Source organism: Photorhabdus asymbiotica (genome assembly GCF_003634575.1).
In the GTDB taxonomy this organism is placed as follows: Bacteria; Pseudomonadota; Gammaproteobacteria; order Enterobacterales; family Enterobacteriaceae; genus Photorhabdus; species Photorhabdus asymbiotica.
Window position 1 is genome coordinate 53,256 of record NZ_RBLJ01000001.1, and the last position, 20,454, is coordinate 73,709.

Consider the following 20,454-nt stretch of genomic DNA (forward strand, 5'->3'; position numbering starts at 1 on the left):
GAATTGATATGATTCTCGATACTTCTTATCGTCTTGAATCTCGTTATCGTCGAGGTATTGATGAGCCTCAAGGCAAAATATTCATCAGTGGACAACAAGCTCTGGTGCGAATGTTATTAGCTCAATCAGCTCTTGATCGATCTGTGGGTTTAAATACTGCGGGATTTGTCAGTGGTTATCGTGGCTCACCACTTGGTGGTGTTGATAAAGAACTTTGGGCTGCAAAAAATTTACTGGAGCAAGCCAATATTCGGTTTCAACCCGGTATAAACGAGGATTTAGCCGCAACGACTCTCATTGGTACTCAACGTGTAGAAACGGATAAAATGCGTCGCTTTGACGGTGTTTTTGGGCTTTGGTATGGAAAAGGGCCTGGAGTAGACCGATCTGGTGATGCATTAAGGCATGGTAACGCCTATGGTTCATCGCCACATGGAGGAGTATTAGTCGTTATTGGTGATGATCATGGGTGTGTATCCTCTTCAATGTCGCATCAATCAGATCAAGCACTAATTGCCTGGGGATTACCGGTTATTCATCCTATTAACCTTCAGGACTATGAATATTGTGGGCTCTGGGGTTGGGCATTATCACGTTTTTCAGGTTTATGGGTGGGATTTAAGGCGATTACTGAAACGGTAGAAGCGACTGCATCAGTTAACGTGTCTGGGTTTCCATCGTTCAAACAACCTGAGGTAGATGTTGGGCCTGACGGATTACATTGGCGCTGGCCAGATTTACCAGGTATGCAAATTGAGCGGCGCTTTGCTTATAAACTAGAAGCTGCTCGTCGTTTTATCCGCGAAAATCCATTAGATAAAGTGGATTGCGCCCCGGTTACACCAAAATTGCTTATTGCCGCAGTGGGTAAAGCTTACCTGGATGTTCGCGGAGCATTAGATGAACTTGGTATAACGCTGACTGAATTAGAGGCGGCAGGCATTGCATTACTTGGTATTCGAGTTGTTTATCCACTATCTCCTATTTTAAAAGACTGGGCTCAACGAAGTGAGAAAGTATGGATTATCGAAGAAAAAGCCGGGGTCGTTGAGAATTCGCTAAAGGCCAGTATATTTAATTCAGTTCTCAATACTCAGCCATTAATTATTGGCAAGTCAGATGAAAATGGAATAAAACTTTTACCCAATGAAGATGAGTTAAAACCATCGCGTATTGTCGATGTTCTTGTTAAACAGCTTCGAGAATGCGGTCTGTCAGTAGAAGTCCCATCATTTTGGTCAATGAAACTCATCGAACGTTCTGTTAATTGGGTAAAACGTACTCCATATTTATGTTCCGGTTGCCCACATAATAGTTCGACAATGATTCCAGAAGGGAGCCAGGCGAGGTTAGGCATTGGATGCCACGCTCTGGCCGCTCGTATTCCTGAACGTGCCACGACCGGCAGTGTACAAATGGGAGGAGAAGGTGTTGATTGGATAGGTCAAATGTCGTTTGTCAAAACAGAGCACATTTTTCAAAATATGGGAGATGGAACTTTCTTTCATTCTGGATATTTGGCCATTCGGCAAGCAATCGCAGCAAAAGCGAATATCACTTATAAGATCTTATATAACGATGCTGTCGCAATGACGGGCGGTCAACCATTGGATGGTAGTTTAAGTGTTGAGCAAGTAGCAACGTTAGTCTGTAATGAAGGGGCTCAAGAAGTGGTTATTGTCGCCAAAGAGCCTGAACGTTATAAAACAAAGGGCCGTTTGCCTGAACAAGTCAAAGTTTACCACCGTGATCAGCTTAATGAGGTGCAACTTCGATTGCGGACGATACCTGGTGTCACCGTATTGATTTATGATCAAGTGTGTGCCGCTGAAGATCGCAGACGCCGTAAACGCCAACCAGTACCGGCTAAAAAGACCTATGTAACAATAAACGAGCTTGTCTGTGAAGGTTGCGGAGATTGTCAAATACAGTCGAACTGCTTATCCGTGGTGCCCGTTGATACCGAGTTTGGCGCTAAACGGGCGATAGATTCTGAATCATGTAATACAGATCTTTCATGCTTAAAAGGTTTTTGCCCCAGTTTTGTGACTGTGACAGGAAAACCGCGTTTGGTTAATACGGATAAAACCAAACAAACCAAACGGCAGTTAATTATGACACGGGCGGATGAGTTACCACTGCCGCAATTACCCAGTATAAATCAATGCTATGAAATACTGATAACGGGTGTTGGTGGTACAGGTGTTGTCACTATGGCTGCGACTATCGGTTTAGCGGCTCATCTACAGGATTTTTCGGTTAGCGTGCTTGATTTTACGGGCTTTACTCAAAAAGGCGGCTCTGTTTTTAGTCACATACGCATTGGCGCTAAAGATCATATATTACATCAGCATCGTATTGATCGAGGATGTGCCAACGTTTTAATCGCTGCGGATTTAACTGTCGCGTCAGAAGATGAGGCATTAAATGCTCTGCTTTCAGGACAAACTAAAATCATTGCCAATACGCATGAAATGCAGACGGGTTCAATGGTTCGTGATAGAAACCTCAAAATAGACACTTCTGAGATTGAGAAACGATTAATAGCATTGGTCGGGGAAGATTGCTATGACGCTATAAATGCACGTTATTTTGCAACTCAATTCGTGGGGAGCATACAAACAAATATATTATTGTTGGGATATGCCTGGCAGAAAGGCGTCATCCCGTTAAGTTTGCAAGTTTTTGAGCAAGCAATTAATTTACAAGGCGGTGATATTACTGCTAATAAAGTCGCGTTCGCTTGTGGTCGGTTGCTAGCTAATGATCCTGAATATATACAATCCTTAGTTGCTCCTGCCGCTAAAAGTTATCAACCTATCAGGACCAGCAGTGGTAGTGGTGAGCCGGGACTCCGTAAGATTATTGAGTCTCGTAGCCGTTATCTTACGGACTATCAGAATGAGCGCTATGCGGCAAAATATAGAGCACAGGTTGATGCCGTTATAAAAGCGACTGCTAACTGGGGGGATTTCACACTAGCTCACGCAGTTGCTCGCAATTTATTTAAGCTCATGGCTTATAAAGATGAATATGAAGTTGCCCGCCTACATAGTTCACCGCAATTTCTTAATTCTTTGACGGAATCATATATTGGGCACCCAAAATTAAATTTTCATCTCGCACCGCCATTCTTAGGTAAGTGGCTGGAAAAAAATGGCTATCATCGTAAAATTACTGTATCTGGTTGGATTATTCCCTTTTTTCGCGGGCTTGCCGCTCTCCGATGTTTGCGCCATACTTTTTTCGACATCTTTGCCTGGTCTCATGAACGACGTGAAGAGAGGCTATTAGTTTCGAGATATAAGGATACATTAAATGACTTATTATCAAAGATTTCACCAAATAATCTCTCTTTGATTGTCCAGTGGGCTGAAGTACCCGAAAATATTAGGGGATATGGACATATCAAGGAGCGTTCAATTGCAGCAGCGTATAAACGTCAGGATGAATTACTTAATCAAATAGCAAATGGTGGCTCAACCATATATTCAGCGATACCCGTTAAAGAAGTGAGTTAAGAATCTTTGGATAAATAACCGAATTAAGTCATCGCTACTGGTTATTCATTTTCAAATAAAATAAGGTTTGAGAGTTACTGGTTCTAATAGTTTTCTACATTCTTATATAAAACAAAAGGTAACTCTCATTAATTATGAATTTTTAGACCCTCGATTGACAGTTTTATGTATATACCCTTCATCCTTCAAGTTGCTGCTTTGTTGGCTGCTTTCTCTCACCCCAGTCACATAGTTATCTATGCTCCTGGGGATTCGTTCACTTGCCGCCGCGCTGCAACTTGAAATCTATTGGGTATATTTAACAGGTGTTAGTTGAGCAAAAATGAAGAACAGAAAGTTAGAAGAAAGCTCAAAATATTGGCTCATTCTGAAGAGGGGAATAATGTCAATGAAACCTGCCGTTATTAGGCAATATCCCGGGATACTTTTTCCCGTTGGGAAAAAGGATTATGCTGCCAAAGGAGAAACATAAACAACAATGTCACTTTTATCGGCGGGGAGAGCATCTGTTTACAAAACAATTACGGACGTAGTACGAGTAAACAGAAGTCTCCAAACTAAAATTATGATGTTGAAGTCAACTGTGCAATAAGTCAGCTTAAATGTGAATCAACTTAATTAGCCACTGTAGTTCTTCTTTATTTTCTCTCTTGTAATATATTTTTCTGTTTATTTTTATATTAAAAGGTGATGGGGGTGATATCAGGGCTAAATCATATTTTTTTATTAATAATAGGTTTTCTTCGCACTGTGGAACAAATGATATACCTGCTCCATCTCGTAATGCCTGTAAAACATCATAGATATTTGGGATTGTAATTATACTTCTATTATAATTCAGGTTTAATAAATGTTTTTTTATCTGCTCGAATTCTTTTAAAAATAACATATTTTCTGTTTGAATTATGTTATTTGTCAATAACAGATCCATATTGCTTTTGCTATATTTTATAATGTGCTTTGTAACGGCTAACCCTAGAAAATTCGGAGTTAAATCCATACTTTCAATGCTAGAGTGAAGATTATCTTCATTTCTTAACCCAATAAAAATATCGGCTTTCTCATGAAATATAATATCTGATATCAGATGATTGGGATAGGTCCTAACATCAACTAGAAAACTAGATTCACTTGAGCATATTTTGGAAATTATCGAGGATAGGCTAGGAAATAAGGTTCCATCCGTTGCAATATTGATGACGTTTTTTTTGCTGTTAGAAAAGCTCTTCATTAAACGTTTTGTTGTCGAATTTACATCTTGGTAATATGGAAATAATTCTCTATATAATAGTTCTCCGTTAACTGTCAACTTAGCATTTCTCCTGGAATGCTGAAAAAGTTGAACTCCAAGTTGTTCTTCTATTTCTTTCATTCCCTTGCTGAGGGCTGAAGGTGACAAGCATAATTCATCAGCAGCTTCTTTAAAAGAACCTTTATTAGCTATCATTATGAATTGCTTAATCTTTTTTGAGAAAAACATACTTTCCTCCTGAATTGAAAGTCAATATAAGAATATTTATATATTTAATGTCATCTATTTTTTTATATCAATTTGTTTGGTTGATAAAGAAAAAAACAGTTTATAGTGTATTTTTGTATTTTTTCTATAATTTTGTATATAATTGTAAATTTTTGAACTACACGAGATAACTGAGGTCATATATAATCCATATTATGAGTAAAAGTAGATTGAATTGTAGGAAACAGGATTTTTATTACGTTATATTTGTTTAAGGAGTAGGAGTATCTGTACTGATCAATGTGAATGAGTCCTGTTTCTGACTATTTCTATTACCTGAGAAAGAGCATTACTGATTATTTTAAGGAATTATTATTGTATTTAGGGGGACATTGGCAAGACAGGTCAATAACAATGGCAGCCTATCATGATATCCAGCTCGCCAATCTCAACATGTAATTCGAGATAGCGCTGAGCTAGTGATTTCAGTGTAATACGGTGGGCATCCTCAACATCAATCGTATCACTTTTACCCCGTTTCCTGCGCCCCATTCTGTCGGGAGCTGTGACCTAAAGACTTCAATACCTGCGGGTTGAAGATATCGCAGCAAACCTGCGCCATACGAACCGGTACATTAAATCCCCACCCGGATGAGCAGCCAAAGTAATTTCAGGATAAAATAGTTTCAAATCAAAATAATTAAAATGGAAATGATATGGATGATTGTGTAATAATTTTATTATAGATGTACGAAAAAGGTGAAAAAAAGTATTTTCAAGGTGAAAAAAAAGCGTTTTTATTACCCATGAGCATATACTACAATTTTAAAAGATAAATATTAATATGACCTAATGACTATCTTAACTGTCTCTGCATATTGTATTTTTCGTTATTTTCAGTGAAGTGTTGCACACTATTATTAATATATTTTTCTGAAATACAAAACGTTCAGAAATGGCGGTAGCTTTATCAGATGTAAGCTTATACCCAATAGATTTCGAGGGGCAACACGGCGGCAAGTGATTGTCTAATCCAATTTTTTCTCATTTGAATATCTAATTCAAATTCCTTATCTAGGACAGCCCTTTATTTTGGATAATGAAAGTCTTTGATGATTTAAATTTCATTAATATTTTTATGATATTTTAAAGGATAATACTATGAATACAGCTCAAGAAATTATTAACCGTTTATCGGGGAGAGCCGTTACGCTTGGTTGGGATGTTGTTATTGCTTATGACCGAAAAAAAATTAACACTCTGTTAGAGCAACAATATGTTGAAAAGGTAAAAAACGGGGAGAACTTCCCGCTTATCAACTGGGAGAACCAGAGAAAAACACTTCAATTTAAAGATCTTCAATTAGGTGTTCCACTTATTTCTTTTGAGAATTCAACACTGGAAAATTCAAGGGCGCTTGCCACGATAGAATTTATTTCAGGAGCTATTATTGAATTTAGTGACTCCGGGCAAATAATCAACTATAAGAAGATTGAACCTAGTCATGGTTATGGCATGGTGCTGACTATCGATCTCATGGCTGGTACAGGTTCAGTAGAAGAACAAGGTCGGGTGATAATAAATCTTAACGAAGGCGCCATACTCGATTTGCATGTTATCCAACAACCGCCAGCAGAAGTGGTAGAATTTTTCCGCACTTGGTTGATGGCTAATAAAATGACTTATGAATTAGGTAAGCTGGATCTGAGTAGTCAAGCTGGTCTAGTGCCTCGTTCTTTTCGTATTCGTACTCAGCGGGCGCCTGAAAAAATTCGTAAAGCGACGAGCGATGAAGGAAATGGCGCTGTTTTGTTGTTTGTTGCCACTAACTATAACCCTACAAGTGGAACTTTACCTGCCAAGGATTATCCGTGGCTAATCCCTGAGGAATATTCAGGCGCATTGCTTATCGGTAATAAATGCTTATTTAAAGACATTCTGAAACCGAATCTGGATCAGTTGTTTGATAAAGGGGAATGGACATTAAAAGTTCAGCAAACGGATTCTGATCAACTGCTGCATTATCTGGAGGCAAACTCTGCATATATAACAGATAAGCCTTATATGGCAGACTTTGAAGGAACTCAGGATGGAGTCTGGACAGGACGTTATAAATTTGAGACTGGCCGGGGACATTATGGGGTGTATGAAAATGTACGCTTTCCTATCAATGGAATGTTGATGAAACCGGCTAAAACTGGATTACAGTTATCAATAGATTCACCACAAAGCCATCAATTTAATGTTGATTTCGGAATGAAGTGGTTCCATTGTGCTAATATAATGTGTGGTTATTCCTGGTTTAACGAGACTTACCCATTTTATCTTGATGGAAAATCATTTTATCAAGTTCATATTGACCCTGATAAAGAGGTGATTTATTTTACTGGGCCAGATGAAGATATTAATATTGTAGGAAATTACAGCCCGCCTGCGTGGTGGCAATCTAAATGGCAAAAACATATCAGTGATGATTTTACGGATATTTCCTCGGAAAAATTTAAGCGACTCAGTCAAATAAAATTGCCAGAAATATGCATGTTTGCCGTGAACCATTTATTATTTCCTGGTCATAATACTTTGCTGTTGAAAGACGTTTATTTACCGGGTGATATGGTGATTTTCGGTGATATTAACCCATCACTTACCGCTTTTCGGGTTACGCCATTAAAAGCAACAGTGGTGGCAAAGGGAACCCAACAATTTAAAGCCATAGAAACTAATTGATGATTATACCCTTCATCCTTCAAGTTGCTGCTTTGTTGGCTACGTTCACTCACCCCAGTCACATAGTTAGCTATGCTCCCGGGGATTCGCTCCCTGGCCGTCGCGATGCATCTTGAAATCCATAGGGTATATATTTAATTGGATAAGTCTTTTTTATTTTAACATTATAACCTGATTCTTTTTGGATAAAATTAAAGGATTATTAACATGTCTATTACACAAGAACAAATCGCTGCTGAATATCCTATTCCTAGTTACCGTTTTATGGTTTCTATAGGAGATGTGCAAGTCCCTTTTAATAGTGTTTCGGGATTAGATAGGAAATATGAGGTTATTGAATATAAAGATGGCATTGGTAATTATTATAAAATGCCAGGACAAATACAGAGGGTTGATATTACACTTCGGAAAGGCATATTCTCTGGGAAAAATGATTTATTTAATTGGATTAATTCCATTGAACTCAATCGGGTAGAAAAAAAGGATATTACAATTAGTTTAACTAATGATACTGGCAGTAAAGTCTTAATGAGTTGGGTTGTTTCGAACGCCTTTCCGAGCTCACTGACGGCCCCTTCATTTGATGCTTCAAGTAATGAAATTGCAGTACAAGAAATTTCATTAGTTGCTGATCGGGTAACAATTCAGGTTCCCTGATAACTAAAAACTTTAAGGAAAAATAATGTCTGTACAAACAACTTATCCCGGAATTTATATTGAAGAAGATGCATCATTGTCTCTATCTATCAATAATAGTCCAACAGCAATCCCTGTTTTTATCGGTAAATTTTACAACTTGGATGGTTCCTTACCTAAAGTGGGAACATGTTCTAGAATTACCAGTTGGTTAGATTTCACTAAAAAATTTTCGGTAGCTCCTCCTCAAACCATTTCATTGATCGCGTCGCCAATTGCTGACACACAAGAAAGTGTACCCAAAGCAGTTCAATATACTTATAAGGCCGAGTTTGAAACCTCAGAAAATCTGGCAAATGGTGCCTATGCGGTACAACATTATTTCCAGAATGGCGGTGGTATTTGCTATATCATACCTTTAGTTAGCGTGAAAAAAGAGGATGCTGCGATTGAGTTAACAAAATTACCTGAATTAATTGAAAGACAACAAGAGATTACGTTAATCGTCTGCCCGGAGGACGATAAGACGCTCACTGTTGATAGCAGTAAAAAATCGGATGTTTATAACAGCATCAATACATTATTGAGTAATAAGGTAGGTTATTTTCTCATTGCAGATTCAGATGATGGCAAAGCAGTTCCTGATACGTTGCCGGAAAAAACTGCGGTCTATTATCCTGGTTTACTAACTTCTTTTACACAACGCTATGCCCGACCTGCCGATTCTGCTATCAAAGTGACCGGTATTACAAATATATCAACTCTGGCTGATATTCACACCAACTTGGCCGATGACTACTCAACAGCAAGTCAGGTTATTAATGATGTTTTGGAAAAAAATAATAAGCTCGCATCGTCTCCCATTATTTTACCTCCCAGCGCCGCTGTTGCTGGTGCTTATGCCGCTGTTGATGTGAGTCGTGGTGTTTGGAAAGCACCTGCGAATGTGATGTTAAGTAATGCCACGCCAATCATTAGTATTTCCGATGCGGAACAAGGTGTGATGAACCCATTAGGTATTAATGCTATTCGTAGTTTTACTGGTAGAGGTACTTTGATTTGGGGAGCTCGTACTCTGGATAAAACGGATAACTGGCGCTATGTTCCTGTACGTCGTTTATTCAATAGCGCAGAGCGAGATATTAAGTTAGCAATGCGTTTTGCAGTTTTTGAGCCTAACTCCCAACCAATTTGGGAAAAGGTCAAGGCTGCTATCAATAGCTATTTGCAGTCACTTTGGCAGCAAGGTGCACTGCAAGGCAATAAACCCGATGAAGCCTGGTTTGTACAAATTGGTAAAGGCGTGACCATGACAGATGATGATATTAAGAATGGGAGAATGATTATCAAAATCGGCATGGCGGCAGTACGTCCGGCAGAATTCATTATTTTACAGTTTACGCAGAATATCGCCCAGTAACTTAGGTCTATACCCTATAGATTTCAAGATGCATCGCGGCGGCAAGGGAGCGAATCCCCGGGAGCATATACCCAATAGATTTCAAGTTGCAGTGCGGCGGCAAGTGAACGCATCCCCAGGAGCATAGATAACTATGTGACTGGGGTAAGTGAACGCAGCCAACAAAGCAGCAGCTTGAAAGATGAAGGGTATAGATAACGATGTGACCGGGGTGAGTGAGTGCAGCCAACAAAGAGGCAACTTGAAAGATAACGGGTATATTTAATATGGGCGATTTATTGCCCATTTTTGTGAAAGGAAATGAGTTATGTCGCCAACGCTACCCGGTGTAACGATGACTCAGGCGCAGATAACAGCGTTCGGTGTCAGTACATTAAATATGCCCGTATTCATAGGGTATTGTACGAGATTGCCTGCCTTTTCAGCGCCTGTAAAAGTAAACAGTTTAGCTGAAACAGAACAAATAATAGGGAAAGAAGGGCGTTTGTATGCTCTATTGCGCCACTTTTTCGATAACGATGGGATACAAGCTTTTATTCTGTCGTTAGGCGCACCTGCTGGGGAAAATGCTAATAGTTGGCTTGAGGCATTACAACAGCCCGATTTGTATGCGGCTGTTGCAGCAGAGCCGCTAATTACACTTTTAGCCGTCGTTGAGGCAAGTGAACTGAACCAAAAAGAAGGTAATGAGGCTGTGGAAGCTTGGCGACAGTACTGGAAAGCAGTATTAGCGTTATGTCAGGCACGCAGTGACTTGTTTGCCATATTGGAGGCACCAGATGATACCGCATTAATCAAGCGTAGTTTGCAGGATTTTCATCATAAGGCACGTCAGTTTGGCGCTCTCTACTGGCCAAGGCTAGAAACATCTTATCAATCCTCTCAGTTAAAAATTTTGTCTCCTATTGGTGCAGTAGCAGCGGTTATTCAAAGTAATGATGTCCGGCGAGGGGTAGGACATGCACCTGCCAATATAGCGTTAAAACAGACGATTCGCCCGATAAAGTCCCGCCTGGAATTAGAAGAGTTGTATGAAGAATCGGATGGTTCACTGAATCTGATTTGTAGTTTTCCAGCTCGTGGTACTCGTATTTGGGGATGTCGTACGTTGGCGGGTATTGATTCACCTTGGCGTTATATTCAAACCCGATTATTGACTTCACACGTGGAAAGGCAACTCAGCCAGTTAGGGTGCATGTTGATGTTTGAACCTAATAACGCAGTCACTTGGATGAAGTTTAAAGGCCATGCTGGGAATCTATTAAGGCAGCTTTGGTTACAAGGGGTGCTGTATGGGCAGCGTGAAGATGAAGCCTTTTCCGTTGAAATAGATGAAAACGAAACGATGACTCGCCAGGATATTGATGAAGGCAGAATGATTGCTCGTATTCATTTGGCATTGTTAGCACCGGCAGAGTTTATCGCTGTGACTTTGAATTTTGATACTCGCTCAGGCATTGCGACGAGTACATAATAAATCGGAATATCTCCATGACACTACCAGCAGAGCTTTATACCCCAGCGGTTTCACATCGTTTTATTGTTAATTTTCTTTTTAAAGGTTTACTTCCTTCTCCCGTAGATATTCGATTTCAACGTGTTTCTGGTTTAGGGCGTGAGTTACAGGTTGAACAGCGCCATCAGGGGGGAGAAAACGCACGGAATCATTGGTTGGCTGAACGTATACAGCATAATAGCTTGATATTAGAAAGAGGGGTTATGGTCGTTACCCCTTTAACACTGATGTTTGATCAGGTGATGCGGGGGGAAACTCTCAATTGGGCAGATGTGGTAATTATTCTTCTCGATCAGGCTCAACGTCCGATAACAAGTTGGACCTTGAGTCATGCGCTACCGGTTCGCTGGCAAACAGGAGATTTAGATGCCAACAGTAACCAAGTGCTGATTAACACCTTAGAGCTGCGTTATGAAGATATGCGCATTATAGGGGTAAAATTATGACTATCGAAATCCGTGAACTCATTGTTCAAGCCCGTGTTGTCGGGACTGATACCAAAACAACACGAACCGTTCCTTTATCTATTGTGCAAATGGAAACACTTATAGAACAACGTCTGGTTGAAAAAGTGAAGCGGGAGATATTAGACGTACTCCGGGAAGAACAAGGTGGTGGGTTATGAGCTTGCTTGAACGAGGTCTGGCTAAACTCACGATTACGGGTTGGAAGGAGCGTGAGCGTAAACATCAGATTGGTAAACTAGAAGCAATGTATAACCCGGAAACACTTCAACTGGATTATCAAACTGATTATCTCCCTGATGTTAGCAATAATCAGGTAACAGTGAGTAACCGCTACGTTTTGTCAAAGCCCGCAGGGTTAACACTATCCTTGTTATTTGATGCCAATATGGCTGGTCTTACGACAACCGTCGAGTCCCAAATCACTACCCTCAAATCGCTTTGTTTAGTTAATGCAAGTACTGATGAACCCAATTTTTTGGAAATTAATTGGGGGGCAATGCGTTGGGAAAATAAAAATTATTTTGTTGGTCGGGCTAGTGGATTGTCTCTGACTTATTTGCGCTTTGATCGTAACGCAACACCATTGCGTGTGAGTGCGCAGCTCACATTAGTCGCAGATGAAAGCTTTGTGCTCCAGGATAACCAAGCCAAGTTAGATGCGCCGCCGGTATCAGTAGTTAATGTCCCGGATCTGACTTCATTACCTGCACTGGCGAATATCGCTAGCGTAACCACTATGTTGGGAGTGGATTATTTAATGTTAGCCCGCACCAATGATATGGATAATTTGGATGATATGCAGCCAGGTCAGACATTGCGAACACCGGAGGCATCATGAGTTTTTTAGATAACAGTAACTTCAAGCCATCAGATATCAAACTGTTCGTTAACATTCAGGGAGTGGAGAAGGAACTCAACGAACTGATAGTAAGCGAATTGAAAATCTCCCGACGTATCAATGCCATTCCGCAGGCAGTTGTAAAGCTAAGAGCGAAAGAGAGTGAAAGTGGTGTATATCAGTCTGATGTACAGCGGATGTTGAAGAGTTGCCGTCCGGGAGTAAAGGCAGAGCTTCGTATTTTGAATACCCGGCTATTCAGTGGCGATATTGTGCAGCAAAAAACAGAGTTAGTGTATGCGAAAACACACACTATCAAATTGGTGCTACGCCATGACTTACAGCGCATCACCGGTAATTTTCGTACCAGAGTGTTTGCGAATACCCGTGATCGTAAAGTGATAGCCGATCTATTGAATACCGCAACATTAAAGCCGGCATTTTCGGGGACATCACATTGGGATATAGATCATGAGCAACTGGTTCAGTATCGTTGCAGTGATTGGCAATTTTTGTTGCAACGGCTCTATGCTACGAATAGCTGGTTGTTAGCTGAAGAAGATAAAGATAACACTCAGGGGAAAGTGACCATTATTGCTCCAAATTCTTTGCCCCTGAATGAGCGTTGGACACTGCAACATCAGGCTGATCATCAGGCTATCCGGCTTTACAGCACGGAGCTGATGCTGGATAACCGGTTTGATACAGCGGAGGCTGTTGTTAGTGCTTGGGATATTGATGATCAGGCATTACTCGTGGCGTGGAAAGAAACCCTTAGTCAAGTTGGGAAAGATGCGTTAGCGTCAGATAATTTTAGCCAGACAAATAAAGATTCGAGTGAACTGTTATTAAGTTGTCCGCTCTCTACAAAAGAAGTTCAATTTTTAACGCGTAGCCAATTAGTCATGCGGCGCTTGACGGCCGTTCGTGGTTCACTGAAGGTTGAAGGCAGTACTAAGTACCGTTTAGGGCATGAACTGATGTTGTCAGGTTTTGGTGAAAATATGGATGGCTCACAAATACTGACGGGAGTGGATCATCGAATAACGGCAGAAGAAAGTTGGAAAACAACCTTACATGTGGGATTAGAACTGCCGTTAAAGGCAGAGTATGTCACTCAGGTTAACGGTGTTCATATCGGCAAGGTTGCTGATTATCAATCAGATAGCAAAAAATGGGATCGTATTCCTGTTTTGATCCCTGCATTTGGAACGAATATTCCCTTGTTTGCCCGATTGGGAAAACCCTACGCCAGCCACCAAAGTGGATTTTGTTTCTATCCTGAAACGGGTGATGAAGTCATTCTCAGTTTTTTGGAAGGGGACCCTCGTTATCCTGTCATTATTGATTCCCTGCATAATCCTAAACAACAGACTCCATTGCAAATCAGCAAAGAGAATAATCTCAAAATGTTGATGATTAAGCAGAGCGATAAAGATGAGCAACAATTGTTATTTGATAGCCAGCAACAAACAGTCGCGTTAATCGGTAAGAAAAATATCGAGGTTAAAGGTGAGTATATCAACCTGACTAAATCAAAGGGGACTCGATAATGGCAAATACGCTTATTGGCCAGGTATATGGTCAAGGATGGGCTTTTCCCATTAAATTTATTCCTGATAATAAAGAAACCGCAGATCAAACAGCCGGTATTGTTATGGCTCAAGGGATTGAAGATGTCAGTCAATCGCTGGAAATATTATTTCTTACCGAGCCTGGCGAACGAATTATGCGTGAAGATTTTGGTTGTGGTTTACAAGATTTTGTTTTTGAAAATATTAGTGATACGCTAATTTCTGCCATCAAAAATCGTATTCAGCAAGCAATATTACGTTATGAACCTCGCGCATATTTATTGAACGTTGATATTCAAACCAAAGAAAACCAACCTGGACATCTGCTCATTCAGATTAATTGGAAATTACGTGGTAGTGATATATCTCAGCGTTTAGACGGAGTGCTTAGACTCCATTCAGGTCAAGCATTGGAACTGTTATGACCAATTATATTATTATCGACGGGGATCTCATTCAAATAAATCCCAAATTTGAGGGTGATCGAACTCTTACGATTAATGGTATTCCTAAAATAAGCGGGAATGGAGATGCGCAAATTGAAGGAAAAAATATTTGTGTGTCAGGTGATCACTTAACTGTCTCAATTCCAGCCATTTATATAACCTCCAGACATCCTGTTGCAGGTAGTGGAAAAGTGAAAATTACAAATTTATCTGACGACCAACTAGCAGAATTTTGTGTTAGTGGGGATGTTGTGATTATTGAAGGCAGTCAGTTTGAAGCTCAGTTTACACCGGATAAGCCGGCCACTAATCCAAGTAACCAAGATGCAGATAATCCTGCGCCTTCGAATGGGAGTGGGAGATTTATACACTCACAGAACTTCGTTAAGGCAGAAAAATAAAAAATTTTGCCGAAGCGGTTAATAAGTATGAATAAGCGGGGCGGATAAAAACATGGATCTTGCTGAATTAAATAATACGTTGATGAATGACTTACCAACGACCAATTTTAAGTTAGAAACAAAGGACCCATTAACGCAATTAAAGTGGTTACAACGTTATACAGAAAATATTCGTTTTTATGCGAATGATGATTATTTCTGGCATCAATTCTGGTTCTTAAAAAATCACACACCAGAAGCGCTCTTTGCTCGTTTGCAAGGTGAAACGTTGGCTGATGGAGAATTGCCTCCTCATCAAGCGCTATTGCTGGCCTTTTTACAACAGCTTAAGACGCCAGGAATCATGCTTGATACTTTTTCAGCCCGTCATCGGCAATTGTACTATCAGGAATTGCTAGGGATAACGCAGAAAGATGCACAACCTGATCATGTGGCGCTTGGCGTGGTATTAAGTACTGGTATTGCAGAATATTTATTACCGACAGGCACATTAGTGGATGGTGGACAAGACAGCAGCGGAAATTCACTGCAATATGCGTTGGATACCGATTTATTGGTTAATCCAGGGCAATTAACAGATGTTCGCTACAGCTATTTGGATCATAAGACCTATAAAATCTTCATCTTGCAAGATGATAAAGCGAATATCAGTTGGCCCTCTTCAGGCGCTCGTTTATTTGTAGCACCTGAGGGCAACGGACAGGAAAAGGCACCTGAACAAAAGTTGGCACTTTACCTGGGATTTGATGATATACAGCCAGGGCAAACTCTTTCTTTATTTTGGCAATTCATTGCATCAACTCCCCTGACATTAAAATGGTTTTATCTGAACGAGATAAATAACTGGGTGAAGCTAGATAGTGTCAGAGATAACACGGATGGCTTTTTTATCAGTGGATTATGGCAAGCGATATTACCTGATGATGCGGTGAAAATGTATTTTCCAGAGACAACTTCTGTAAAACGCTACTGGATTAAAGCTGAGGTGGAATCGCTTACTGAATCTGGCGATTTGTGGCAACCGCTATTAGAAGGCATCTTGTATAACGCTCAAACAGCAACGCTGGTTGATGCAGACAACACAGATGAAAAGCACTTTCATGATGGGCTGATGCCTTTTAGCGTGCAGCATTTGGTCAACACCGTTTCAGAGGTAAAAAAAATTGAGCAGCCCTGGTCTTCTTGGGGGGGAACGCCACAGGAAGACACTACTGATTTCTTCCATCGAGCGGCAACACGTCTTCAGCATCGCCAGCGTGCGTTAACTTGGGATAACCAAATTGCCATGTTGAAGGCTGAATTTCCGCGGATTTATGATGTCATCTCACCAAATATCACGTGGATGAACCAACTTCAGACATCAAATACGCAAACGCTGATCGTTATTCCTGATGTGAACTACAGCGACAACAAGGATCGCTTACGGCCACAATTCAGCCCTGCCAGCTTGCGACAAATGAGTGACTGGTTACAGATTCACACTAGCGCATGGGCGAATCCACAAGTGGAAAATCCAATTTATATTGATGTCTCTGTGACCTATGAGGTGCAATTTAGTGCGGGTGTGAATCCTGATTATGCCCTCCGGCAATTACAACAATGGTTGAGTTCAATTTATATGCCATGGTATCACGCAGATAAAAAAGGTGTTGCCGCTGGCGATCAAATCGATTTTTACCAACTGTTTGCAGATATTCAGCGAGTACCTTACGTGGAGCATGTCAAAACATTGACATTGACCACAAAAGACACCTCATTAACCAATGGCGGGGTTATTAAGGCACAGCAAAATGAAGTGCTGGTGTTGGTATGGCAACAAGGAGAACAAATTAGGCAGGGAGAATCGAAATGAGGCAGCATAATGAGTTATTTCCTGTAGTAAAAGACGCGATAAGCTTTGAAAACCTGCAAGCTCAGGGTGAGAAGGTTATTAGTGATCAGTCCGGTAACATATGGAGCGATAAAGATAAACATGATCCTGGTATAACATTACTAGACTCTTTAAGTTACGGTGTTTCGGATTTAGCGTATCGGCACTCATTACCTTTAACCGATTTATTAACCATTGCTGGAAAAGATACGCTTTTTCCAGCCGAATTCGGGCCACAGCAGACGCTAACTTGTGGCCCTATAACACTGGATGATTACCGGCGTGCGTTACTTGATTTACATGGTAATGATGCATTTAAAATATCAGCTAGTGACCCCAGAGACTTTTTGTTTCAGGATATACAGTTAATTTGTGAGCCAAAAAGTAAGCGTTATAAATACTATTTCAATCCCGAAACGCTTGAATATACATTCACGCCACCTTCAGGGGATAAATTTAAAACTTTAACACTACGAGGGAATTATTGGCTTTATTGGATACCAACCCGTTGGGCAGGTAAATCAGCTAATTTGCCGTTAGTTAAGCGGGTGATGGAAGATTTTCTCCGTGAAAATCGAAATTTGGGGGAAAATGTTGTTCAAGTGACACGGGTGATATCAACGCCTATTTATCCTGAGCTGGTCATTGAGCTGGCGGATGATATTACAGATGCGGCATCAGTATTAGCATCAATCTATATGCTATTAGAACAGTGGGCGATGCCGATGCCTGCTCGCTTTACTACCGAAGCATTACAGGCCAAGGGATTAACAAACGAAGAGATCTTTGATGGGCCGTGGTTGCGTCATGGTTGGATACCTCAGTTACCGACCTCTCAAAACTACCATACAGGCATGGTTCTGAAGATGAATCATCTGATTAACCAATTGCTGGCGGTTGAAGGTATAAAGCGCGTAGTTAGCCTGACGTTGCCAGAAACAGAATATTTGCATCAGATAAAAGATGATAATTGGTCCTGGCAATTAGATGTTGGTTATTATCCATTATTATGGGGAGCTAATCCACTAGAGGTAATTACAGAGAAAAATAACAATTATGTCAAATTGTTCGCAAAAGGTGGGGTACGATTACAACCTGATCAGAAAAGTGTTGAGCGGTTATTATCACAGGAATCACTCATTAATAATGCTGCATCCACGTTACCGGCTGGTAAGGTGCGTGATCTCAAAGCCTATACACCTATAAGCCGCAGGTTGCCTGCCTGTTATGGTTTGCAGAATACTTTGCAAAAGTTAAAACCTGAACAACGACACTTATATCAGTTCCTATTACCATTGGAGCAAATGCTTGCTGATGGATGTGCGCGGCTTGCATTTTTGCCACATTTGTTAGCATTTAGGGACCGAAGCGGAAATATCAGTGATACACTCTGGCCTTTCAAGAATACAGAGGACACAATTGCCCAACAGGTTCATCAGGAATATGCCGGTACATTAAAAGCCTTTCAACAGCAGGAAATTAGCCTGTTTGATGATAAAAATAGACCGCATCATGGCAATATCAATCGGGAATTAGATATTCTTGATTATCTGCTAGGGTATTTTGGTACACAACGTGCAAAGCGTCCATTAACGCAGGATATTCATGATTTTCTGCAAACCCAGCGAGGTTATTTGGCACAGCAGCCGGAGTTGGGTTATCAGCGTGATAATATCCGTATTGATCGAGTTTCAGCTTTACAAAAACGTATAGCAGCCCGAATTGGGCTAGATGGTACTATTTTCAAAGAATCGGTTGATTTAAGTAAGTTACCTTTTTATTTGATTGAACATCGTCAGCTTTTACCAAATTTACCCCATCTTGACTTTCAACATGATCAAACTCCCCAATCTTTTGTGATTTCCGACAACATTGTTAAAGTGAAACAAGCGGGAATAGCAGATAAAATCGTTCGTGGACAGCTTATTGATTTTATAGATATTGAAAGCAAATTTACCGTTCGTGCCCAAATGATTGTCGCTGTAGAGGGAAATGAATTTTCTCTGGATACAAAAAATAGTATTCAACTTGAAAAGAATCTGCAGTTATTACAATCAGCGTCTGAGAAAAACAATTTACGATGGAGAAATAGCACGGCGTGGTTAGAGGATATGACGTATCGTATCAATTATACTGACGATCAGGTTATAGACGATAAAACAAAACAATGTCGTTTACAAAGTAATACTAAATCGCCTTTTCCAGCCTTAATTGCACCAAAAAATAAGATTACGATTATTAAGCAATCTTCTCCACTCTCCAGTATTGCTGAATTTACTGATGAACCAGAATTCAAATTAGTTGCAACGGTGACAGAGATTGATCGGATTGAAGGGATATTGACTATCGAACGGGATGACAACCAACTCCCTTTCCCGACTAAAGAAGAGAGTAATCAATATATATGGTACATATCTGATGAAAACTATATTTCAAGTGATCGTTTCTCTTTTGTGGTGAGCGTCGTGCTGAATCGCGGTTTGGTTGAAAGGGAAGATATTGATCAATATAAGCTAGAGGAATGGATAGAGCGTGAAACACTTGCAGAGTTTCCTGCACATATTTCGTTAATTACTCATTGGCTGGCATCTGAAAATTTCGATGATTTTGCGAAGACATATCAACGTTGGCAAAACAATGGGGCGCAGTTAGGGGATGAATCCTACACCATTTTGGAAAAACTGACATTAGGGCATTTACCAACAGGACTTACTGGCATTAGTAATATGTTTATTGCTACAGAAGCTCAGCGTCTAGAAGTTGTTGGCGAGAGTGGTAATGAGTGGAATACCCAGGCAATTATTAACAACGAACTATTCTATGTTCCCTCACAGAATAGTTAATACCGAGTGTTGTGATCAACTTTTATTATAAGCCGGAGGATAAATGGACAACAAAAATAACAAACCTACTGATCAAGAGATTCTAAAAACATCACGGGCTGTCGGAGAAATTCCTTCAGCGGATAATTTAAAAAATCGTTTTAAAGCTCGTTCGATTCCATTAGAGACGGATTTTACTAATCTCATTGACCTTGCTGAAGTTGGACGATTGGCTATCGGCCAGTCACCATCGCAGCAAAGTAAAACGCCTGGCACCGGAATGGAATTAACTTCGGATGGTAAATTACAAGTCAAGGCTGGGGCAGGTGTTGATATCGATAATAATAATCGTATTACTATTAAGTCTGGTCATGGAATTAAGGTTGATGGAAACGGCATTTCCGTTAAACCAGGTTCGGGTATTAAGGTTGATAGTAATGGTGTAAATGTCAATATTGATGATTTTTGGGAGGAAATACGCAATAAAATTATGCCTAAAGGAACCATGCTGCCTATTTATGGCACACCTAACCCCTCTGCGCTGCCAACAGGATGGGAATGGTGTGATGGTAAAGATGGCAGACCTAATTTAAAAAAAGGGAAATATAACTTACTATCAGGTCAGTCTTCAGGTACTGATACTTTTTGGGCAGATAATAAGAATGGAGATACAGAGATCAACGTGTTATTTGTTTACTATATGATTAAGGTTGTGTAATATCTTAAGTAATATGCATTACTCTAAAATGAATGATTT

At 40.3% G+C, this 20,454-nt stretch carries 15 protein-coding genes and 1 pseudogene; 14 read left to right on the forward strand and 2 right to left on the reverse strand.

Going from position 1 to position 20,454, the window contains the following annotated elements; translation table 11 throughout:
* The first annotated feature begins 8 nt into the window (after positions 1 to 8).
* A complete protein-coding gene (locus BDD30_RS00195) occupies positions 9 to 3,521 on the forward strand; it encodes an indolepyruvate ferredoxin oxidoreductase family protein (protein ID WP_015834388.1) in 3,513 nt (1,170 codons plus the stop codon).
* A gap of 598 nt (positions 3,522 to 4,119) precedes the next feature.
* Here the strand turns inward: BDD30_RS00195 and BDD30_RS00200 are convergent.
* Together BDD30_RS00200 and BDD30_RS24915 are read right to left on the reverse strand one after the other, a co-directional pair.
* Positions 4,120 to 5,001: a helix-turn-helix domain-containing protein gene (locus BDD30_RS00200; RefSeq protein WP_015834387.1), complete on the reverse strand. Its 882-nt coding sequence runs from the start codon at positions 4,999 to 5,001 to the stop codon at positions 4,120 to 4,122.
* A 480-nt stretch (positions 5,002 to 5,481) separates the two neighbouring features.
* Positions 5,482 to 5,615: pseudogene (locus tag BDD30_RS24915) on the reverse strand (IS110 family transposase); the annotation flags it as partial.
* A gap of 526 nt (positions 5,616 to 6,141) precedes the next feature.
* On the opposite strand from BDD30_RS24915, the gene BDD30_RS00210 reads away from it, so the two are divergent.
* The 13 genes from BDD30_RS00210 to BDD30_RS00270 all read left to right on the forward strand — a co-directional run bounded on the left by BDD30_RS00210 (position 6,142) and on the right by BDD30_RS00270 (position 20,415).
* Positions 6,142 to 7,707: a hypothetical protein gene (locus BDD30_RS00210; protein ID WP_015834385.1), complete on the forward strand. Its 1,566-nt coding sequence runs from the start codon at positions 6,142 to 6,144 to the stop codon at positions 7,705 to 7,707.
* 207 nt (positions 7,708 to 7,914) lie between these two features.
* The gene (locus BDD30_RS00215; RefSeq protein WP_015834383.1) at positions 7,915 to 8,364 is read left to right on the forward strand and encodes a phage tail protein; all 450 of its coding nucleotides are present in this window, start codon (positions 7,915 to 7,917) and stop codon (positions 8,362 to 8,364) included.
* A 25-nt stretch (positions 8,365 to 8,389) separates the two neighbouring features.
* The gene (locus BDD30_RS00220; protein WP_015834382.1) at positions 8,390 to 9,763 is read left to right on the forward strand and encodes a phage tail sheath family protein; all 1,374 of its coding nucleotides are present in this window, start codon (positions 8,390 to 8,392) and stop codon (positions 9,761 to 9,763) included.
* 307 nt (positions 9,764 to 10,070) lie between these two features.
* Complete coding sequence (locus BDD30_RS00225; RefSeq protein WP_015834381.1) at positions 10,071 to 11,237, forward strand: phage tail sheath C-terminal domain-containing protein; 1,167 nt, start codon at positions 10,071 to 10,073, stop codon at positions 11,235 to 11,237.
* Between the two features lie 17 nt (positions 11,238 to 11,254).
* Positions 11,255 to 11,725 (forward strand): phage tail protein, encoded by a 471-nt coding sequence (locus BDD30_RS00230; protein WP_015834380.1) that lies wholly within the window; start codon positions 11,255 to 11,257, stop codon positions 11,723 to 11,725.
* Positions 11,722 to 11,904 (forward strand): DUF5908 family protein, encoded by a 183-nt coding sequence (locus BDD30_RS00235; protein ID WP_015834379.1) that lies wholly within the window; start codon positions 11,722 to 11,724, stop codon positions 11,902 to 11,904. The genes BDD30_RS00230 and BDD30_RS00235 overlap by 4 nt, the downstream gene beginning before the upstream one ends.
* Positions 11,901 to 12,584 (forward strand): CIS tube protein, encoded by a 684-nt coding sequence (locus tag BDD30_RS00240; RefSeq protein WP_015834378.1) that lies wholly within the window; start codon positions 11,901 to 11,903, stop codon positions 12,582 to 12,584. The genes BDD30_RS00235 and BDD30_RS00240 overlap by 4 nt, the downstream gene beginning before the upstream one ends.
* On the forward strand, positions 12,581 to 14,137 hold the full coding sequence (locus BDD30_RS00245) for a phage baseplate assembly protein V (protein ID WP_015834377.1): 1,557 nt from the start codon (positions 12,581 to 12,583) through the stop codon (positions 14,135 to 14,137). Before BDD30_RS00240 ends, BDD30_RS00245 begins: the two co-directional genes overlap by 4 nt.
* Positions 14,137 to 14,583, forward strand: coding sequence for a GPW/gp25 family protein (locus tag BDD30_RS00250; RefSeq protein ID WP_015834376.1), 447 nt, complete (start codon positions 14,137 to 14,139; stop codon positions 14,581 to 14,583). The genes BDD30_RS00245 and BDD30_RS00250 overlap by 1 nt, the downstream gene beginning before the upstream one ends.
* Positions 14,580 to 15,005: a hypothetical protein gene (locus BDD30_RS00255; protein ID WP_015834375.1), complete on the forward strand. Its 426-nt coding sequence runs from the start codon at positions 14,580 to 14,582 to the stop codon at positions 15,003 to 15,005. Before BDD30_RS00250 ends, BDD30_RS00255 begins: the two co-directional genes overlap by 4 nt.
* A gap of 52 nt (positions 15,006 to 15,057) precedes the next feature.
* The gene (locus BDD30_RS00260) at positions 15,058 to 16,857 is read left to right on the forward strand and encodes a baseplate J/gp47 family protein (RefSeq protein WP_015834374.1); all 1,800 of its coding nucleotides are present in this window, start codon (positions 15,058 to 15,060) and stop codon (positions 16,855 to 16,857) included.
* On the forward strand, positions 16,854 to 19,718 hold the full coding sequence (locus tag BDD30_RS00265; protein WP_015834373.1) for a hypothetical protein: 2,865 nt from the start codon (positions 16,854 to 16,856) through the stop codon (positions 19,716 to 19,718). The genes BDD30_RS00260 and BDD30_RS00265 overlap by 4 nt, the downstream gene beginning before the upstream one ends.
* A 43-nt stretch (positions 19,719 to 19,761) precedes the next feature.
* On the forward strand, positions 19,762 to 20,415 hold the full coding sequence (locus BDD30_RS00270; RefSeq protein WP_015834372.1) for a hypothetical protein: 654 nt from the start codon (positions 19,762 to 19,764) through the stop codon (positions 20,413 to 20,415).
* The last annotated feature ends 39 nt before the right edge of the window (positions 20,416 to 20,454 follow it).

Coding starts and splice junctions, on each gene's coding strand:
- BDD30_RS00230 (WP_015834380.1), top strand. CDS start 11,255: ATGACACTACCAGCAGAGCTTTATACCCCAGCGGTTTCACATCGTTTT.
- BDD30_RS00195 (WP_015834388.1), top strand. CDS start 9: ATGATTCTCGATACTTCTTATCGTCTTGAATCTCGTTATCGTCGAGGT.
- BDD30_RS00235 (WP_015834379.1), top strand. CDS start 11,722: ATGACTATCGAAATCCGTGAACTCATTGTTCAAGCCCGTGTTGTCGGG.
- BDD30_RS00220 (WP_015834382.1), top strand. CDS start 8,390: ATGTCTGTACAAACAACTTATCCCGGAATTTATATTGAAGAAGATGCA.
- BDD30_RS00200 (WP_015834387.1), bottom strand. CDS start 5,001: ATGTTTTTCTCAAAAAAGATTAAGCAATTCATAATGATAGCTAATAAA.
- BDD30_RS00250 (WP_015834376.1), top strand. CDS start 14,137: ATGGCAAATACGCTTATTGGCCAGGTATATGGTCAAGGATGGGCTTTT.
- BDD30_RS00210 (WP_015834385.1), top strand. CDS start 6,142: ATGAATACAGCTCAAGAAATTATTAACCGTTTATCGGGGAGAGCCGTT.
- BDD30_RS00255 (WP_015834375.1), top strand. CDS start 14,580: ATGACCAATTATATTATTATCGACGGGGATCTCATTCAAATAAATCCC.
- BDD30_RS00240 (WP_015834378.1), top strand. CDS start 11,901: ATGAGCTTGCTTGAACGAGGTCTGGCTAAACTCACGATTACGGGTTGG.
- BDD30_RS00245 (WP_015834377.1), top strand. CDS start 12,581: ATGAGTTTTTTAGATAACAGTAACTTCAAGCCATCAGATATCAAACTG.
- BDD30_RS00270 (WP_015834372.1), top strand. CDS start 19,762: ATGGACAACAAAAATAACAAACCTACTGATCAAGAGATTCTAAAAACA.
- BDD30_RS00225 (WP_015834381.1), top strand. CDS start 10,071: ATGTCGCCAACGCTACCCGGTGTAACGATGACTCAGGCGCAGATAACA.
- BDD30_RS00260 (WP_015834374.1), top strand. CDS start 15,058: ATGGATCTTGCTGAATTAAATAATACGTTGATGAATGACTTACCAACG.
- BDD30_RS00265 (WP_015834373.1), top strand. CDS start 16,854: ATGAGGCAGCATAATGAGTTATTTCCTGTAGTAAAAGACGCGATAAGC.
- BDD30_RS00215 (WP_015834383.1), top strand. CDS start 7,915: ATGTCTATTACACAAGAACAAATCGCTGCTGAATATCCTATTCCTAGT.